Annotated in this window: 17 protein-coding genes; 13 read left to right on the plus strand and 4 right to left on the minus strand. The window is 35.7% G+C overall.

Features of this window, described 5'->3' with window-relative positions; genetic code table 11:
• Nucleotides 1-113: 113 nt before the first annotated feature.
• The 6 genes from ES724_RS00715 (at nt 114) to ES724_RS00740 (ending at nt 6037) form a co-directional block, all read left to right on the plus strand.
• Nucleotides 114-1280, plus strand: coding sequence for a PSP1 domain-containing protein (locus tag ES724_RS00715; protein ID WP_146928276.1), 1167 nt, complete (start codon nt 114-116; stop codon nt 1278-1280).
• The gene (locus ES724_RS00720) at nt 1273-1758 is read left to right on the plus strand and encodes a gliding motility lipoprotein GldH (RefSeq protein WP_026836926.1); all 486 of its coding nucleotides are present in this window, start codon (nt 1273-1275) and stop codon (nt 1756-1758) included. Before ES724_RS00715 ends, ES724_RS00720 begins: the two co-directional genes overlap by 8 nt.
• A 13-nt stretch (nt 1759-1771) precedes the next feature.
• Nucleotides 1772-4093, plus strand: a complete 2322-nt coding sequence (locus ES724_RS00725; protein ID WP_170249833.1) for a penicillin-binding protein 1A — start codon at nt 1772-1774, stop codon at nt 4091-4093.
• Nucleotides 4094-4267: 174 nt separating this feature from the next.
• On the plus strand, nt 4268-4966 hold the full coding sequence (locus ES724_RS00730; RefSeq protein ID WP_146928278.1) for a CoA transferase subunit A: 699 nt from the start codon (nt 4268-4270) through the stop codon (nt 4964-4966).
• Nucleotides 4967-4990: 24 nt separating this feature from the next.
• The gene (locus ES724_RS00735) at nt 4991-5344 is read left to right on the plus strand and encodes a four helix bundle protein (RefSeq protein WP_146928280.1); all 354 of its coding nucleotides are present in this window, start codon (nt 4991-4993) and stop codon (nt 5342-5344) included.
• A 39-nt stretch (nt 5345-5383) separates the two neighbouring features.
• Nucleotides 5384-6037 carry a CoA transferase subunit B gene (locus tag ES724_RS00740; protein WP_146928282.1) on the plus strand — a complete coding sequence of 218 codons (654 nt, stop codon included), beginning with the start codon at nt 5384-5386 and terminating at the stop codon, nt 6035-6037.
• Nucleotides 6038-6116: 79 nt separating this feature from the next.
• Here ES724_RS00740 and ES724_RS00745 read toward each other — a convergent pair whose 3' ends face one another.
• The 4 genes from ES724_RS00745 to ES724_RS00760 all read right to left on the minus strand — a co-directional run bounded on the left by ES724_RS00745 (nt 6117) and on the right by ES724_RS00760 (nt 10300).
• Nucleotides 6117-7109, minus strand: coding sequence for an acyl-ACP desaturase (locus ES724_RS00745; RefSeq protein ID WP_146928284.1), 993 nt, complete (start codon nt 7107-7109; stop codon nt 6117-6119).
• Between the two features lie 152 nt (nt 7110-7261).
• Entirely contained in the window at nt 7262-7990 is a 729-nt protein-coding gene (locus tag ES724_RS00750; RefSeq protein WP_146928286.1) for a metallophosphoesterase family protein, read from the minus strand.
• 1 nt (nt 7991) lies between these two features.
• On the minus strand, nt 7992-9128 hold the full coding sequence (locus ES724_RS00755; protein ID WP_146928288.1) for an ATP-binding protein: 1137 nt from the start codon (nt 9126-9128) through the stop codon (nt 7992-7994).
• Between the two features lie 410 nt (nt 9129-9538).
• Nucleotides 9539-10300, minus strand: a complete 762-nt coding sequence (locus ES724_RS00760) for an SDR family NAD(P)-dependent oxidoreductase (RefSeq protein WP_146928290.1) — start codon at nt 10298-10300, stop codon at nt 9539-9541.
• Nucleotides 10301-10501: 201 nt separating this feature from the next.
• On the opposite strand from ES724_RS00760, the gene ES724_RS00765 reads away from it, so the two are divergent.
• From ES724_RS00765 to ES724_RS00795, 7 genes are all read left to right on the plus strand, one after another.
• On the plus strand, nt 10502-11302 hold the full coding sequence (locus ES724_RS00765; RefSeq protein WP_246136785.1) for a DUF4382 domain-containing protein: 801 nt from the start codon (nt 10502-10504) through the stop codon (nt 11300-11302).
• A 156-nt stretch (nt 11303-11458) separates the two neighbouring features.
• The gene (locus ES724_RS00770) at nt 11459-12463 is read left to right on the plus strand and encodes an AAA family ATPase (RefSeq protein ID WP_026836935.1); all 1005 of its coding nucleotides are present in this window, start codon (nt 11459-11461) and stop codon (nt 12461-12463) included.
• 70 nt (nt 12464-12533) lie between these two features.
• The gene (locus ES724_RS00775; RefSeq protein WP_146928293.1) at nt 12534-13400 is read left to right on the plus strand and encodes a DUF58 domain-containing protein; all 867 of its coding nucleotides are present in this window, start codon (nt 12534-12536) and stop codon (nt 13398-13400) included.
• A gap of 9 nt (nt 13401-13409) precedes the next feature.
• Nucleotides 13410-15104, plus strand: a complete 1695-nt coding sequence (locus ES724_RS00780) for a DUF4381 domain-containing protein (RefSeq protein WP_146928295.1) — start codon at nt 13410-13412, stop codon at nt 15102-15104.
• On the plus strand, nt 15104-16108 hold the full coding sequence (locus ES724_RS00785) for a vWA domain-containing protein (protein WP_146928296.1): 1005 nt from the start codon (nt 15104-15106) through the stop codon (nt 16106-16108). Before ES724_RS00780 ends, ES724_RS00785 begins: the two co-directional genes overlap by 1 nt.
• 44 nt (nt 16109-16152) lie before the next feature.
• Complete coding sequence (locus tag ES724_RS00790; RefSeq protein ID WP_146928298.1) at nt 16153-17193, plus strand: vWA domain-containing protein; 1041 nt, start codon at nt 16153-16155, stop codon at nt 17191-17193.
• Between the two features lies 1 nt (nt 17194).
• Entirely contained in the window at nt 17195-18094 is a 900-nt protein-coding gene (locus ES724_RS00795; RefSeq protein WP_146928300.1) for a tetratricopeptide repeat protein, read from the plus strand.
• The last annotated feature ends 34 nt before the right edge of the window (nt 18095-18128 follow it).

An 18128-nucleotide genomic window follows, 5' to 3' on the forward strand; every position in this document is an offset into this window, starting at 1 on the left:
TCAGGGGGAAATTCCCCGAGACCAATTAATATTGGTATATTTACTTTTTGAGAATTAATAATAACTCCAAATCCAACAAGCCTTGTTTTGTTAGGGTTTTCAATATATATAGTATGGGATGTAGTACTTGCGCGACCGGGAAAGATGGTCAGCCAAAAGGATGTAAAAATAACGGAACCTGTGGTTCTGATGGTTGTAATAAATTAACTGTTTTTGATTGGCTTGCTAACATGTCTTTACCCAATGGGGTAGAGCCATTCAACTGTGTAGAGGTTCGATTTAAAAATGGTAGAAAACAATTTTTTCATAATCCCGAAAACTTAACTTTAAGCATTGCAGATGTGGTAGCTACGGAAGCTTCACCGGGTCACGATGTTGGTGTTGTAACACTTACCGGGGAATTGGTAAGAGTTCAAATGAAAAAGAAGAAAGTTAAAGAGGACAGTGAAGAGGTACTTAAGATATATAGAAAAGCTTCTCAAAGAGATATAGATGTTTGGCAGGAAGCAAGAGATAAAGAAGATAAAATGAAGGTTCGTGCCAGAGAAATAGCCATTAGGTTAGATCTTCGCATGAAAATTAGTGATATAGAATTTCAAGGAGATGGTTCTAAAGCCACTTTCTATTATACTGCTGAAGAACGAGTGGATTTCCGTCAGCTTATTAAGGAGTTTGCAAGAGAATTCAATACCCGTATAGAAATGCGTCAAATTGGATTCCGTCAGGAAGCAGCCCGATTAGGTGGAATTGGATCTTGTGGAAGAGAATTATGTTGTTCTACATGGTTAACAGATTTTAGATCTGTAAATACTTCCGCAGCGAGATATCAACAATTATCATTGAACCCACAAAAATTAGCAGGTCAATGTGGGAAATTGAAATGTTGTTTGAATTATGAGTTAGACACTTATTTAGATGCGCTTAAGGATTTTCCGAAGACAGACACCAAACTTTACACTAAAAAGGGAACAGCTGTTTGCCAAAAAATAGATATTTTCCAAGGTGTGTTATGGTATGCCTATGAAGGGGAATGGATGAATTGGCATAAATTAACTGCTGAACAAGCTTCTAAAATTGTGAAAGCAAATATCGCAAAAGAGACTATTGCTAGTTTAGAAGAATATGAAGTTTTAGTAGAAGTTGAAAAAGCTTCAAAAACAGACTACACCAATGTTGTTGGGCAAGATAGCCTTACAAGGTTTGATACTCCAAAGTCAAACAATACTAAGAAACGAAGAAAAAATAAACGCAAAAAAGGAAAACCGTCCAATAATGGCTAGATCTTTTTTATTGATTTTATTATTAGCTACTGTTTTTATTGGCTGTGATAAAGATCGAGTATTCGACGAATATAAAAGTCTTCCTAATCAATGGAATAAAGATTCAGTTTTAACGTTTACTCTTAAAAACATAGACACTTTACAAAGCTATAATTTGTTTATCAATGTTAGGAATAATAACGATTTGGAATACAGTAACCTGTTCTTAATTTCAGAGATCCAGTTTCCACAAGGCAAAGTTATTACAGACACTTTGGAATATGAAATGGCAGCTCCTAGTGGAGAATGGCTTGGCATAGGATTTGGAGATGTAAAAGAAAATAAACTTTGGTATAAGGAGCAAGTTAAGTTCCCAGAGTCAGGAAAATATAAGGTTTCCCTTCAACATGCTATGCGTAAGAATGGAAACGAAAAAGGAATAGAAAATCTTAAAGGGATTACTGAAATAGGTTTCCGAATTGAAAAAACTCCCAATTAATGTAATGGCACCCATGGCAAATCCTTCAAAAAAATCAACCCCCAATAACTCTAAAAAGAACAGCAGTTTTAGAAAATATATCATAGGATTCTGGACTCTTTTTGGTGCTGGAATTTTGTTTATCATAGTCTTGTTCTTGCTTGCTGGATGGGGCGCTTTCGGGAAAATGCCAAAATTCGAAGAACTGGAAAATCCTGAAACCAATTTGGCAACAGAAATATTTTCTTCTAATGGCGAAACACTTGGAAAATATTATAGCGAGAACAGAACTCCTATTAAATTTGATGATCTTCCAGATCATTTAATAGAAGCCCTTGTTGCTACTGAAGATGAGCGTTATTATCAACATTCCGGAATAGATGCTCAAGGGACTTTAAGAGCTGCTATTTTTTTAGGATCTCGAGGAGGTGCAAGTACGATTACACAGCAACTGGCAAAATTATTATTTACCGATGATGTCTCCAAGAATTTTATGGGAAGGGTAATGCAAAAGTTTAAGGAATATATCATCGCTATCCGTTTGGAACGCCAGTATACCAAGGAAGAAATAATTACCATGTACTTTAATAAGTACGATTTTATCTATCAGGCAGTAGGAATTCGTTCTGCTTCAAAGATCTATTTTGACAAAGAGGCAAAGGATCTAAAACTGGAAGAGTCTGCAGTTTTGGTTGCAATGTTGAAGAATTCTGCCTTATACAATCCTGTGAGAAGGCCAGATCTTGTTGAGCAAAGAAGAAATCAGGTTTTCAAACAGATGGAGAGAAATGGGTTTCTTACCAGAGAAGAAAAAGATTCTTTACAGCAAATCCCCATGAAGATAACCTTTACGCCACAAGGGCATGATGAGGGAATTGCTACCTATTTTAGAGTGTATTTGCAAGGTTTTATGAGAAATTGGATCGAAAAGAATCCTAAGCCGGACGGAAGTAGTTATAATATATACAGAGACGGATTGAATATCTATACAAGTATAGATTCTAGAATGCAGGAATTTGCTGAAGATGCTGTTGCAAAACATATGGCAAATCTTCAAAAGGAATTTGACAGACAAAATGAAAATAATAAAACCGCTCCATTTAGAGATATTAATGAAGATGAGGTGGCAAGTATTGTGAAAAATGCGATGAGAGTTTCTGAGAGATGGCACAAAATGGAAGCTCAAGGAAAATCTAAGGAAGAGATTATAAAATCTTTCGATGAGAAAAGGGAAATGAGGGTATTTAGCTGGAAAGGAACCAGGGATACCATCATGACTCCGAAAGATTCTATCTTATATTATAAATCATTCTTCCAAGCTGGAATGATGTCTATGACTCCACAAACGGGGGAAGTTAAAGCATGGGTTGGAGGAATAGATTTTAAAAGTTTTAAATATGAGCACGTAAAGCAAGCAAAAAGGCAAGTAGGATCTACTTTCAAACCTTTTGTATATGCTACGGCAATAGATCAGCTAAAACTATCTCCTTGCGACACCTTACCAAGAAACCATTTTACAATTGAAGCTGGTAAGATGGGTACTCAAAATGATTGGTCTCCAAGAAATAGTGATGATAAATACGAAGGCATGATGACGCTTAAAAGCGCACTTGCAAATTCTGTAAATACCATTTCGGCAAGATTAATAGCTAAAACAGGTCCAAGGCCAGTAATAGAGCTTTTAGATAAGTTAGGAGTAGACACTAAGGATATTCCTGCAGTGCCATCTATTGCCCTAGGAACTGCAGACATGAGCTTATTCGAAATGGTTTCAGCCTATAGCACTTTTGCAAATGAAGGGGTTTATGTAAAACCTGTCATCGTAAATAGAATAGAAGACAAGAACGGAACGGTTCTTTATCAGCATGTACCAGAAACCAAAGATGTTTTAAGTAAGGAAACTGCTTATGTTACGTTGAATCTTATGGAAGGAGTTACTCAGTTTGGAACGGGTACCAGATTAAGAGGGAATTGGGCAGTAAATAATGCTTATTATAAAAAAGCGATGACGGGCTATCCATACGATTTCAAGAATCCAATTGCGGGTAAAACTGGTACTACTCAAAATGGGAGTGACGGTTGGTTTATGGGGATGGTTCCTAATTTAGTAACTGGAGTTTGGGTTGGTGGAGAAGATCGTGCGGTGCATTTTCCAGGAATTTCTTTTGGACAAGGAGCTACCATGGCTTTACCTATTTGGGGAATGTACATGAAAGATGTTTATTCTGAAAAGGATCTTGGTGTTTCTAGTGGAGCTTTTCCTAGACCAGAGAACTTATCTATAGAAATAAATTGTGATAATTATAAAAAAGGAAAAAACGATTCTCAGTTGATTCCAGACGAGTTGGATTTTTAAAGAATTCTAATTCAAAATAAAAATTCTAGATCGAGAGCTATTTCAATATAGTTCTCGATTTTTTTTGTTAAAAAATATAGCATTCAACTTTCTTAGGGCGAATGGATAAATTGCCTCGTTGAAATCGTTGTAGTAAATTCAAACTTTTTGTAAATTTCCACAAATGAAATTTCAATGATCAAAAAAACTGTAAAGAACGTTCAGGAAGCACTAGAAGGTGTAAAGGACGGGATGACCATGATGCTAGGTGGATTCGGACTTAGCGGTATCCCGGAAAACTCCATTTCAGAATTAGTAAAACTCAATGTCAAAGACCTTACATGCATTTCCAATAATGCTGGGGTAGATGATTTTGGATTAGGTTTACTTCTTCATAAAAAGCAAATTAAAAAAATGATCTCCTCTTACGTTGGGGAAAATGCTGAATTTGAAAGGCAAATGCTGAGCGGGGAATTGGATGTAGAACTTACACCTCAAGGAACTTTAGCTGCTAAATGTCAGGCAGCCCAGCAAGGCTACCCAGCAGTGTATACCCCTGCCGGATATGGAACTGAAGTTGCCGAAGGTAAGGAAACACGTGACTTCGATGGTAAAATGTATGTTTTGGAACATGCCTACAAAGCCGATTTTGCATTTGTGAAAGCATGGAAAGGGGATGAAGCTGGAAATCTAATTTTTAAAGGAACAGCACGAAACTTCAATCCGCTAATGTGTGGTGCGGCAAGAATTACAGTTGTTGAGGTTGAAGAATTAGTGAAGCCGGGAGAATTGGATCCAAATCAAATTCATATTCCTGGAATATTTGTGCAAAGGATCTTTGAAGGAAAGAATTATGAAAAGAGAATTGAACAGAGAACTGTGAGACAAAAATAATTTGAGAATTAGCTAATTTGAAAATTGAGAGATGATAAATCAAATATTATCGTTAAGAAGACTTTCGATTTTTCGGTTGAGATAATTGAATTCACAGAAGAATTGAGAAGTGGAAGAAAATTTGAAATGGCCTCCCAGCTATTTAAAAGTGGAACTTCTATAGGCGCTAATGTAAAAGAGGCACAGAACGCGGAAAGCATAGCAGATTTTATTCATAAATTTAAGATTGCTGCAAAAGAAGCCGATGAAACTGAATACTGGTTGGATTTGTGTGAGAAATCACCATTTCTTCCTAAGCCAAAACCAGGATTAAAAGAAGAGCTAATTACTATAATTAAAATTATATCGAAAATTATCAGTTCTGCAAAAACCAGATAATTTTCAAATCAACACATTTTCAAATCAACACATTAAAATATGTTAGATAAAAACGGAATTGCACAACGAATTGCTCAGGAAATCCAAGATGGATATTATGTGAATTTAGGGATTGGTATTCCAACCTTGGTTGCCAACTTTGTAAGAGACGATATAAATGTAGAATTCCAGAGCGAGAATGGTATTTTAGGAATGGGTCCATTTCCGTTTGATGGAGAAGAGGATGCCGATCTTATTAACGCAGGGAAGCAAACTATAACTGCTTTACCAGGAGCTAGTTTTTTCGATTCTGCAATGAGCTTTGGAATGATTCGGGGACAACACGTAGATCTTACAATTTTAGGAGCTATGGAAGTTGCTGAAAATGGAGATATAGCCAACTGGAAAATTCCAGGAAAGATGGTAAAAGGAATGGGTGGCGCCATGGACTTAGTTGCTTCCGCAGAAAACATTATTGTTGCAATGATGCATACCAATAGGGCTGGTGAGTCTAAACTGCTTAAAAGATGTTCACTTCCTTTAACCGGCGTAGGATGTGTTACAAAAATAGTAACAGAATTGGCCGTGATCCAGGTTACAGATAAAGGCTTTAAATTATTAGAAAGAGCTCCAGGGGTAAGTGTCGAGGACATTAAAAAAGCAACTGAGGGAACTTTGATTGTTGAAGGTGATATTCCAGAGATGAAATTGTAACTATTTCTAAAATATTAATTACTTAGAAACAGAAAAACCCGAGATTTTCGGGTTTTTCTGTTTTTAAATATAATAGAAGTTATAAAATTCCATTTGCTCCAACCCACTTAAATTGGTGTTGGTCTTGAGGTATAGAAATCCTACTTGCAATACGGGTCATTCTATCTGGTAACGCCATTAGATAATCTCTCGCCTTTTCAGCATCATCTGTTAGAGAGGTATATTTATCTATTTGCCAGTAATCATTCAACTTTCTCAAAATATCTATATAATCATAGGTTGTATAAACACCCAAGCGTTGGGCGGCATTGGAGAAATTTTCAAAAGCTTCTGCAATCCCTTGTCCAGATTCTCTAATGAACTGAGCAGGCATTACAATTTTCTTTTTCATCATATCTTGAAAAGCCAGCATCATCTCACTTGGATCGTGTTCAAAAATGATATTTACAAACTCTCTGTAGGCCAAATGATGTCTCATTTCGTCACCAGAAATCACATTACACATTTTAGCAAGCATTTTGTTGCCTTTATTCTTAGCTAATTGCCCAACTCTTTTATGGGAAATATTGGTTGCTAATTCTTGGAAGCTAGTATAAATAAAGTTTCTATATGGATCACGCCCGGTACCAATATCAAAACCATCATTAATAAGATATTGTGTGGTTTTTTCAACTTCACGCATATCTACCCTTCCAGACAGATACAAATATTTATTTAAGGTATCACCGTGGCGATTCTCTTCACCGGTCCAATGTCTAATCCATTTAGCCCATCCATCTTGTCGCCCGTGTTGTTGCACACCTTCCATGTCCATTAACCAAGATTCGTAAGTAGGTAAAGCCTCTTCGGTAACCATATCGGCTACTAGCACCACCCAGAAATCATAGCCTAATTCCTTAGACTCCTCACGGATCTGTTTGATCTCTTCCATATAATTTTCGTTTTGAAGATTCGGCAATAAATCTGTTGGTTGCCAAATTTCCTCCACGGGAATCAAATACTTATCTACGAAACTGTCTACCTGTTTCTCGACAGTTTTCATTACTTCTAAACGGATATTATCTAAAGCCATAGCTTACTTTTTTTTAGGGTTTCCAAACATTACAAAACTGAATTCTGTAAAGCGCTGGAGTAACTTTCTATATTAAATATCAAAAATGATGCATAATATAAATTTATTTTCAAATATATGAAGTTATTAAGGTTTGTATGCCAAATTTTTTCTTAATTTCTACCGTCCTCATCAGGATAAAGCTCATGCACAGGATCACTTTGCCAAATTTCTTTAGTTTTTATCTCTATTGCAGAAATTTTCCCTTTAAAAGCTGCACCCGTATCTGTATTCCAAACGTTTGCCATATTTACTGGTTTGTCTTCCCCAATTCTAGTTACAGGAGTATGACCAATAAAGATTTCCCTGAATAATAGTAAGCGTTTAGGATAAAATTTATGATCAGTAGGGATTTTATCGTCTAAAGAAAGTGCCATTTCCCATAGCGTCCTATCCCAGTAGAAAGCGGTATCATGATATTCATTTTCCACCCCACGAATATTTGTAAAACCAGCATGTACAAACAATCTATTTTCTTTGTCTACATAATAATTAACCATTTGCTTAAAAAAAGCAAGATGTTCTTTAATTTCTTCTGAAGTAAAATTTCTATAGGCATCAATACTAGATTGCCCGCCATGTTGAAGCCATTGCTCATTCAGATCCCCAGTTCTTAACCATGCTTCAGTAAGATCATCGTGGTTACCACGTATAAAGACACAGGTGTTCTGCTTAGCAAGTTCAATTAAATAAGTAATAGTGTTTGCAGAATCACTCCAACCATCTACATAATCTCCTAAAAAAATAAGTTTATCGTTTGGAGAAAGATCTATCCTTTTTAGTAGCTGAATTAGTGCTTTAAGTCCTCCATGTATGTCGCCAATGGCAATCGTCCTGTTCATATTAATTATATTTTACCTTTCTAAGGACCCTAATACTTTCTTTATAAGATTGATATGCTTTTGTACTGTGAATCTTTAAATACTCCTTTGCTTCTTCTAATTTATCTATGGAAGCATCAAATTCATTAAAATAACATATTAAATAAGCCGCCGGCATTTTAAGCAAATCCTTTTCCTCATTTTTAGTAAGTTGAGAACCATTTTTAAGTTTGGCAACCAATGCATTGTTTGAATTATAAATATGATAAAGAATCTTTTTGTCGAACTGGGGCGGCTTAAAGAGTAATTTACTTTCCATATCATAGCCAGCGTTATCTTTAAAACTAATACTCACTTTCTCTAACGGATAATACTGATATTTATCCTGAAGTCCTAAATGCACATACTCCACAATTTTAAAATAATCCTTATCTATACTTATACTTACTACATCGAGTTCTGAATAAAACAATTTCACTTGTTCATTAATTAATTCTATGTCCAGTCTAGAATAGTAAGTTTCTCCTTTAATTTGCTTGATTTTTCCAGCCCAACAAACCACAAAATATTCTTTAAAAACTTTATAAGAAGGGTGAAAATCTTTGCGCTTTTTCATAAAATCGAAAACCCCGTCTAGGGTGAGCTCGATATTATTTTGCGCATGATTCTCTATGGAAGCAACAATATCAGAATTAATATCTTTTAGTTCTATTCCAAAATTCTTGGGCATACTAATACTTCCTTCCCTAATATAAACCGCCCCACCATAGTATTTCCAAATATTCTTGCGCAAGGCACATACTTTTCCATTATTAGGTCTAATGGTAACCAATCCAACTACAAGATGGTCTGGGAGGTGAGGAAATGGGATATTCTCATAAGCAACCAAAGGGGGATTATCTAAATAGGCATTTATTAAATTCTGGATTTTACTATCATCAAAAAAATCGACTCCGGTAATAAAGTTGTCTTCATCTTCTACTCCAATCACTATGTAGGAATTGTTCTTAGGATTGGAATTGGCTAGTGCACAAACATGTTTTAAGAACTTAGCTTTTCCTTCTCTTTGCCCAATATTCAACGTCCGTTTTTTATCATAAAAGCTATTCTCGTCGTTATGAGCGAGTAAGTTTTTTATTAAAAGCCGTTTGTTGATCATTTTAAATATTCCTTATTTTCTATTTTTATTTTTTATTTTAAAACTTATCATAACGGGCTATAAATAATATAAATTTGATTGTCCGATAAGTGTAATAAACTGAAAATAGACGTCATTCTGTCCCGAAACTTCGGGAGTTTCAAAATCTCACTGTATTTTAAACGAATACAATAAATTGAGATCCTGAAATAAATTACCACTGACGTATTTTCAAAGTTACTCCGAATAAGAGACCCTGAAACAAGTTCAGGGTGACGATACTGGTTTTAATTCCGTCATGCTGTCCAGAAGCATCGGGAGTTTCAACATTTTTCATACGTCAATTTCCTCTGCTAGATAATTTTTTTATCACGGGTCTCAGGGTGACTATATACTATATTATGACAAAAAACGGATATACAATATACTAATTAAGAATCTTTATTTTTATTCAAAATAGTACTACTTGCTTGTGCTGAAGGCATTACAGTAAGATCTGCAATATTTACATGATAAGGTCTGGAAACCACAAAGGAGATAATATCTGCTATATCTTCGGGCTGAAGCGCTTCAAACCCCTGATACACTTTTTCTGCTTTTTCTTCATTTCCTTTGAAGCGCACTTTACTAAAAGCTGTTTGGGTTAAACCTGGATTTACCGCACCCACTTTAATGCCTGTTTTATTAAGGTCCATTCGCATCCCTTGGTTTAAAGCATCTACTGCAAATTTACTGGCGCAATACACATTTCCATTTGGATACACTTCTTTCCCTGCGGTAGAACCAATGTTTATAATATGTCCGGATTTTCGCTCGATCATTCCGGGAATAATAGCTTTGCTCACATAAAGCAAGCCTTTTACATTAATATCAATCATGGAGTCCCAATCTTCCAAGTTACCATCCTGGATAGGATCCAAGCCATGAGCGTTCCCTGCATTATTAACTAAAACATCTATATTCTTAAAGGTTTCTGGCAAGCCTTCAATTTTTTTGAATACTTCAGTTTTATCCCTTACATCAAAATTTAAGGTGGTTACAGCGACTTGTTTAGATAGTTCTATTTCCAATTCTTTTAAAACTTCTGTATTTCTTCCGCATAAGATCAAACTGATGTTATTTTTAGCTAATGCAAAGGCGGTTGCTTTTCCAATTCCGCTAGTGGCTCCTGTGATTAATGCGATTTTTGTCATGTTATAGTATTGAGATTTTAAAGATCATTTGAAGTTATAAAATGTATCCAGAATAAGATTGATATGCTTAGTAAACGAATGTTAAGTCTTGTTAAAAATAGTTAATTGTGGGCGCACCATAAAATCTATTAGACAATGCTTCGTTATCCTCTCCAAAACCAAATCAATTTATATATGAAAAAGCGATTAACAAATATGAAAATGAAAAAATTCACAGGATTTTTAATGGCAATTCTTGCTGTAACTGTATTGTATAGTTGTAGTAATGACGATTCTAATGGGGGAGACGACTCTGCTAGAGTAAAAGTAAGGATGACAGATGCTCCAGGTGATTACAAGTCAGTTTTTGTGAATGTGACAGACGTGATGATTAAATCTGATGCGTCAGCTTCAGAAGAAGAAGCTTGGGTTAGCTTAACTGGAGTGCAAACGGGAATGTATGATCTTTTAACTTTAACAGGTGGAGTAACACAATTGTTGGCAGATGCAGAGGTGGAAGCAGGATACCTTAGTGAGATAAGATTAGTGCTTGGGGATGATAATTATTTAATTTTAAATGATGAATCAAGACAAGAACTAAGTACTCCAAGTGCTCAACAGTCTGGATTAAAAATTAAAGTAGATCAAGAATTAGAAGCTGGTCAGGAATATGAATTCTTATTGGATTTTGATGTAGATAAATCTATAGTAAGCGCAGGTAATTCGGGAGGATTTATTTTGAAGCCAGTTATTCGTGCTACTGCTACTGCTGAAACCGGAACAATAATAGGTGAGGTACATCCAACTAATTTCCAAAGTGAGATTACAGCACAAAGCGCAACTACTACAATTTCTGCTTATACGAATGCCAACGGAGAGTTTGCATTAAATGGTGTTCCTGCAGGTATTTATAAAGTGACAATTAAACCTTCCTTATTATCAGGTTTTCAAGTGAAAACTATTAATAATATTGAGGTTACGACTAATGGAACTATAGATTTAGAACCGATCTTTTTGGATTAGAGGTTAGATTTCTTTTTCAGATGGGCTCCCTAAAATTGAAAAATTTTAGGGAGCCCTATTTTTTTTCTTCTTATTTTAACTATTATGGTTCAATAATTGTTCTACTTGCACCTTTCGTAATTTGTAAATATCTTCACATACTTAAAAGTAATATCCATGATAGAAAATAATACTACGGTAGACATTTCAAGTCTTAATGAGAAAATAGAAAAAGAAAGTGCTTTTGTAGATATTCTTACATCCGAGATCAATAAGGTGATCGTTGGGCAAAAAGAAATGGTAGAGCGTTTGTTAATTGGTTTATTGGGGCAAGGTCATATCCTTTTGGAGGGTGTTCCCGGGCTTGCAAAAACCTTAGCAATTAATACGCTGTCTCAAGCGGTACATGGGAGCTTCAGTAGAATTCAATTTACGCCAGATCTTTTACCTGCAGATGTTGTGGGAACGATGATCTATAATATGAAATTAAACGATTTCAGCATTAAAAAAGGGCCAATCTTCGCGAATTTCGTATTAGCAGATGAGATTAACCGTGCTCCAGCAAAAGTGCAATCTGCTTTGTTAGAGGCCATGCAGGAGAAGCAAGTTACAATTGGAGACGAAACATTTATTTTAGATAGACCATTTTTGGTTATGGCTACTCAGAATCCTGTTGAGCAAGAAGGAACTTATCCGTTGCCAGAAGCTCAGGTAGATAGATTCATGCTAAAGACAGTGATCAAATATCCTGACATGGCACATGAACAACTTATTATAAGAGCCAATTTAAAAGGAGGATTCGAGAAAGTGAATCAAGTGGTTACCTTGGAGCAAATTGCCAGAGCGCAAGCTGCAGTTCGTGAAGTGTATATGGATGAGAAGATAGAAAAATACATTTTGGATATTGTATTTGCTACCAGATTTCCTGAAAAATACAATTTAGAAGAATTAAAACCACTTATAAATTTTGGAGCTTCTCCTCGTGGAAGTATCAATTTGGCTATCGCGGCTAAATGTTATGCTTTTATAAAGCGAAGAGGTTATGTAATTCCTGAAGATGTTCGCGCTATTGTTTATGATGTGCTAAGACATAGAATTGGAATTACTTATGAAGCTGAAGCAGAAAATATAACTTCCGAAGATATTATCCAGAAGATCATCAACGAGGTAGAAGTACCATAGATTGCTCACAAAACCCAATTTTATTTCCAAATATTAATTCTATTCTACCTTCATCAGAGCTTTAAGAGCTATGGATACTAAAGAACTACTTAAAAAAGTCCGAAAAATTGAGATCAAGACTAAGCGTCTGAGCAATAACATGTTTGGGGGCGAGTATCATTCTACCTTTAAAGGGAGAGGGATGACTTTTAGCGAAGTAAGGAGTTATCAATTCGGAGATGATGTACGAAACATAGATTGGAATGTAACCGCTAGGTATAATGAGCCTTTTATAAAGGTGTTTGAGGAAGAGCGAGAGCTAACCATGATGTTGGTGGTAGATATTTCGGGATCCGAATTTTTTGGAACAAAACTTCAATCTAAAAAGGAGATCATTACAGAAATTGCTGCTACTTTGGCATTTTCGGCAACACAAAACAATGATAAAATCGGATTGTTGCTATTTTCAGATCAGATGGAATTATTTATTCCGCCGAAAAAAGGAAGATCACACGTGCTTCGAATTATACGGGAATTATTAGAATTCGAACCAAAAAATAAAAGTACAGATCTGGTTGAAGCTCTTAAATATGCAAGTAGTGTGATGAAGAAGAAAGCGATAATTTTTGTGCTTTCAGATTTTATGACAGATGGTTATCAGCAAACCTTGAAGATCCTTAGCGGGAAACACGATGTTACTGGAATTCGTATTTACGATGAGCGCGAAGAAGAGATCCCAAATCTAGGCTTAGTACAAATGTTAGATGCCGAAACTGGAGAGATGATGATGGTGAATACCGGAGCTAAATCTGTTAGAACCGCTTATGCTAAATATTTTAGAGAGCGAGAAGTTTATTTTAAAGATAGCTTTAATAAAAGCGGAGCAGGCACTATAAATACACGCGTAGATGAAGGTTATGTAAAAAAACTTTTGGGTTATTTTAAAAGAAGAAGCTAAGAATTTATAATGACACAAAAATATTCAACATTTAGAAAGTACGGTTTACAAATAAGGCAACTTGCTTATGTCTTAAATTTTTCTGCCTATGTGAATGGCTTCGGAAAGATGGCAATTTTCGGACTTTTATTATTCTTATCGCTAAATAGCTTTGCTCAAGCCCCACAAATTTCTGCGGGAATAGATTCTACTTCCATAAAAATTGGAGAGCAAATAAAATATCAGATATCTGTTGAAGCAGATTCCACTGCGCTAGTAGTTTTTCCAGAAGGAGCCACATTTAATCCTTTGGAAGTAGTTGAGTCCTTAGCTACAGACACTTCCAGGATAGAAAATAGATTTAGGTTACTTAAAGAATATTATTTAACTCAGTTTGATTCGGGTAGTTATACTATTCCGCAGCAGCGAGTTTTAATAAATGAGCGCCCTTTCTTAACCGATTCTTTTCAGGTTGAGGTCGCAGATGTAGTAGTAGATACTACCAAACAAAAAATGTTTCCTATTAAGCCAGCAATGGATGTGCCCTCTGGATTCCAAATCCCGAATTGGATTTGGTGGGTCTTGGGAATACTTATAATAGCTGGTATTGCATTCTTTTTTATCAGAAGAAAAAAGAAAAGAGATGCCGCGATCAAGCAATTGCCACCTTATGAAAGAGCCTTATTTGAGCTGGAGCAATTGGATAAATCTCATTTATTGGAGAACAGGCAGACTAAGGAATACTATTCAAAATTAACTGAAGCGGTTAGGAGATATATAGAAGATGAGGTTCATTTAAGGGCAATGGAAAGTACCACTTCAGAGCTTATTCATTTCTTGGAACTCAAAAAAGAAACCGGAGAGTTAAAATTAAGTGATCAAACTATTACAGATCTTCAAGTAATCCTTCAAAGAGCTGATCTTGCTAAGTTCGCCAATTCCAAACCAGATATTATTACAGCTAAAGAAGACAGGTCTAAAATTGAACATGTTATTATAGATACCAAAGCTGCAATCCCTGAACCTACAGAAGAGGAATTATTAAAAGATGAGGAATATAGACAGCTTCAATTAAAAAAGAAAAGAAAGAAGAAGATCCTCACGATCTCTCTTTCAGGATTGGTTCTAATCTTTATTATAGGAACTGTATTGGTGAATACTAATGGGTATACTTATTTGGTAGATCTTTTTGGCGGAAACCCGACAAAGGAGTTGCTAGATGGAGAATGGATACAAAGTGAATATGGAGATCCATCAGTTAGCATAGTTACCCCAAGGGTATTAAAGCGCGGTGAAATAGACATGCCGAATGAAGCGAAGGAAATGTTGGTGGGGAACGAAACTTTTATAGACGGAAACCTAGAAGAAGAATTGTACGTGGTTCTAAGTACGGTAAGGTTTCAAGAAGACGTAAAATTTGAATTAAATACTGCTGTAGATGGCGTTTATGCAAATCTGGAAAAGAAAGGCGCCAAGAATATCATCACAAAAGATGAAGAATATACCACCTTAGAAGGGGTTGAGGGCGTTAAGGTCTTTGGAACGCTGGAAATGGAAATACCCAAAAAAGATAGGAGCATTAATAAGAAATATATTATTCTGAATTTTGCTGTAAATGGTGGTTTTCAGCAAATAACGGTGATCTATAATGAGCAAGATGCTTATGCCGATGAAATTGCAAATAGAATAATCAATTCAGTTGAATTTGAAAAACCCACAAGTTAATGTTTGACAATTTCACATTTGAGAGTCCCCATTTTTTCTGGCTTTTGGTTTTACTGCCGATAGCCGCGGTTTGGTATTTTTGGAAACGAGACAAACAGCAGGCATCTTTAAAGATGTCCAGTATTCAGGGGTTTAAGAAAAATCGCAGTGTACTTCCTTATTTAAAACATGGACTATTTGTATTGCGTTTACTGGCTTTAGCATTGCTTATTATTGCGATGGCAAGACCTAGAACTACAGATGTTTCAACAAAAACAACCTCTACAGAAGGAATAGATATTGTACTTGCTATAGATGTTTCAGCAAGTATGTTGGCTCGCGATCTAAAACCTAACAGGCTGGAGGCTTTAAAGGAAGTAGCTAGTGAATTTATTAAAGGCAGGCCTACAGATAGAATAGGATTAGTGCAATACGCCGGCGAAAGTTTTACAAAAACGCCCATCACAAGTGATAAGGCGGTTGTTTTAAGCTCTTTGAAAGATATAGATTATAGCCCGGTTCTAGTTAATGGAACCGCCATTGGAATGGGTTTAGCAACGTCCGTAAATAGGATTAAAGATAGTAAGGCGCTAAGTAAAGTGATCATCTTATTAACAGACGGTGTAAATAATGCAGGATTTATAGATCCTAAGATCGCCAGTGAATTGGCAGTTGAATATGGTATTAAAGTATATACTATTGGAGTTGGGAGTAACGGAATGGCACTTTCTCCAATAGGAATTTTACCAAATGGTAATTTTCAGTATGGCAATCAGAAAGTGGAAATAGATGAAGAACTGCTTAAGGAAATAGCGAGTACAACCGGAGGAAAATATTTTAGGGCAACAAATAATGAGAAATTAGAAGATATCTACAAGGAAATAGATAGTCTTGAAAAAACCGAAGTAGAAGAATTCAAATATTATAATTATAAGGAGAATTTTAGAATGCTGGTTTTAATTGCCGGATTCATATTACTGATGGAATTACTTTTAAGGTTCACGATTTTTAGAAGTTTTATTTAAAAGAAGCAAGAGCAAAAGCTCATATTTTATAAAAGAACATATTGATGTATATTTTAGAAGAAGAAAAATTTTTCTGGTTATTGCTGATCATCCCTGGGTTGATTGTTCTTTTTATAGGCTTATTATTTTGGAGAAAATCAAAGCAAAAGCAATTTGCTTCACCCGAAATGCTGGAGCAGCTCACACCCGATAAATCTGTTTTTAAGCCTTGGTTAAAATTCAGTTTACTTCTTTTGGCTTTAGCGCTTTTAGTAATTGCTTTGGTAAATCCGAAGATTGGGACTAAGATGGAAACCGTTACCAGAGAAGGGGTAGATATTGTTTTTGCGATAGACGTTTCTAAAAGTATGGAAGCAGAAGATGTAGCTCCCAACAGGTTAGAGAAGTCCAAACAGTTGGTCACGCAAATCATAAATAATCTTGCGAGCGATAGAATTGGAATTATCGCTTATGCAGGAAGTGCATTCCCGCAATTGCCAATCACTACAGATTATGCCTCGGCTAAGATGTTCTTACAGGCGATGAATACAGATATGGTTTCTTCCCAAGGGACCGCTATAAATGAAGCGATAGAACTTTCTTCCACTTATTTTAATGAAGAAGACCAAACCAGCAAAGTGCTTTTTATAATAAGTGACGGGGAAGACCATGAAGGAGACATAGGCAATGTTGCAAAAGAAGCAGCTGATAAAGGGATACGTATCTTTACCATTGGAGTAGGTTCTTTAAAGGGGGGACCAATCCCAATTAAGCGAAATGGTGTGATCCAGACCTATAAAAAAGATCAGAATGGAGAGACTGTGATCACTAAGCTTAATGAGGCTACATTAAAGGATATTGCCAACGATGCCAATGGAGAATATATTCAAGGAAATATAACTCAGGATGTGCTGGAAAAAGTGGCAGAGAACCTCCAGAAGTTGGATAAAACCGAGTTTGAAGCAAAACAATTTGCAGACTATCAGTCACAATTTCAGTGGTTTTTGGGATTGGCAATATTGTTGATACTTTTAGATGTCTTTTTATTGGAAAGAAAAACAAGATGGATCAAGAAATTGAATCTGTTTAATGAACATAAAAAATAAGATGCAGAACTTTTTGAGAATTCAATTAATCACTTCGCACATCAATCTGATTTTGATGGGCTTTTTCTTGTTTGTTTCAGGATTACAAGCACAATCGCTTCAGGAGAACGATAAGAAATTGAATCGGGAGACCAATAAAATTTTAAAAAATGCAGAAGAGGAATTAGGGGAAAACGATTTTTCTTCCGCGGAAGCTTCCTATAGAAAAGCGGTTTCGAAAAATGAATCTAGTGCGACAGCCAGATATAATATGGCCAATATGTACTACGGAAAAGAAAAACCTGCACAAGCTACTTCCAGATACAAACAAGCAGCAAAAGTGGCAGAAACAAAGGAAGATAAGCATGATGTTTTTCATAACATGGGGAACTCCTATATGGATCAGAAAAAATACGCTGAAGCAATAGGTGCTTATAAAAATGCGTTGAGAAATAACCCGACAGATGAGCAAACCAGATATAATTTGGCTTTAGCTAAGAAAATGTTGGAAAAAGAGCAGCAGGAAAACAAAGATCAGGACGATAAAAAGGACGACCAAGAAGATAAAGAGAAGGAAAAAGAAGATCAGAATAAAGATAAGAAGGAAGACGATAAAGGAGAAAAGGATAAAAAAGATCAAGGCGATAATAAGGAAAACGAAGGTGGAGATAAAGAAAAGGAGCCTAAAAAAGAACCTGAAAAGCCAGATGATAAAGGAGAGCCAAAAGATCAGAAAGAGCAAAAAGACGAGAAAGGGGAGCAGGAAAAGGAACAGCCACAGCAACCTCAGCCAGGTCAACTTTCTCCTCAGCAAATAAAAAATTTATTGGAAGCTATGAACAACGAAGAGAAAAAAGTTCAGGATAAAATAAATGCTGAAAAGGCAAAAGGAGCAAAAACAAAAACAGCTAAAGACTGGTAGAAAGAATCTGAGATTCAATAAAAAAGAGCATTTA

Source organism: Gillisia hiemivivida (assembly GCF_007997295.1).
Classification (GTDB): Bacteria; Bacteroidota; Bacteroidia; order Flavobacteriales; family Flavobacteriaceae; genus Gillisia; species Gillisia hiemivivida.

Bases quoted from the DNA above. Each gene is read 5' to 3' on its own strand.
- ES724_RS00770 (WP_026836935.1), top strand. From the start codon at position 11,459: ATGATAGAAAATAATACTACGGTAGACATTTCAAGTCTTAATGAGAAA.
- ES724_RS00765 (WP_246136785.1), top strand. From the start codon at position 10,502: ATGAAAAAATTCACAGGATTTTTAATGGCAATTCTTGCTGTAACTGTA.
- ES724_RS00750 (WP_146928286.1), bottom strand. From the start codon at position 7,990: ATGAACAGGACGATTGCCATTGGCGACATACATGGAGGACTTAAAGCA.
- ES724_RS00715 (WP_146928276.1), top strand. From the start codon at position 114: ATGGGATGTAGTACTTGCGCGACCGGGAAAGATGGTCAGCCAAAAGGA.
- ES724_RS00780 (WP_146928295.1), top strand. From the start codon at position 13,410: ATGACACAAAAATATTCAACATTTAGAAAGTACGGTTTACAAATAAGG.
- ES724_RS00740 (WP_146928282.1), top strand. From the start codon at position 5,384: ATGTTAGATAAAAACGGAATTGCACAACGAATTGCTCAGGAAATCCAA.
- ES724_RS00760 (WP_146928290.1), bottom strand. From the start codon at position 10,300: ATGACAAAAATCGCATTAATCACAGGAGCCACTAGCGGAATTGGAAAA.
- ES724_RS00785 (WP_146928296.1), top strand. From the start codon at position 15,104: ATGTTTGACAATTTCACATTTGAGAGTCCCCATTTTTTCTGGCTTTTG.
- ES724_RS00795 (WP_146928300.1), top strand. From the start codon at position 17,195: ATGCAGAACTTTTTGAGAATTCAATTAATCACTTCGCACATCAATCTG.
- ES724_RS00775 (WP_146928293.1), top strand. From the start codon at position 12,534: ATGGATACTAAAGAACTACTTAAAAAAGTCCGAAAAATTGAGATCAAG.
- ES724_RS00745 (WP_146928284.1), bottom strand. From the start codon at position 7,109: ATGGCTTTAGATAATATCCGTTTAGAAGTAATGAAAACTGTCGAGAAA.
- ES724_RS00730 (WP_146928278.1), top strand. From the start codon at position 4,268: ATGATCAAAAAAACTGTAAAGAACGTTCAGGAAGCACTAGAAGGTGTA.
- ES724_RS00755 (WP_146928288.1), bottom strand. From the start codon at position 9,128: ATGATCAACAAACGGCTTTTAATAAAAAACTTACTCGCTCATAACGAC.
- ES724_RS00725 (WP_170249833.1), top strand. From the start codon at position 1,772: ATGGCAAATCCTTCAAAAAAATCAACCCCCAATAACTCTAAAAAGAAC.
- ES724_RS00720 (WP_026836926.1), top strand. From the start codon at position 1,273: ATGGCTAGATCTTTTTTATTGATTTTATTATTAGCTACTGTTTTTATT.
- ES724_RS00790 (WP_146928298.1), top strand. From the start codon at position 16,153: ATGTATATTTTAGAAGAAGAAAAATTTTTCTGGTTATTGCTGATCATC.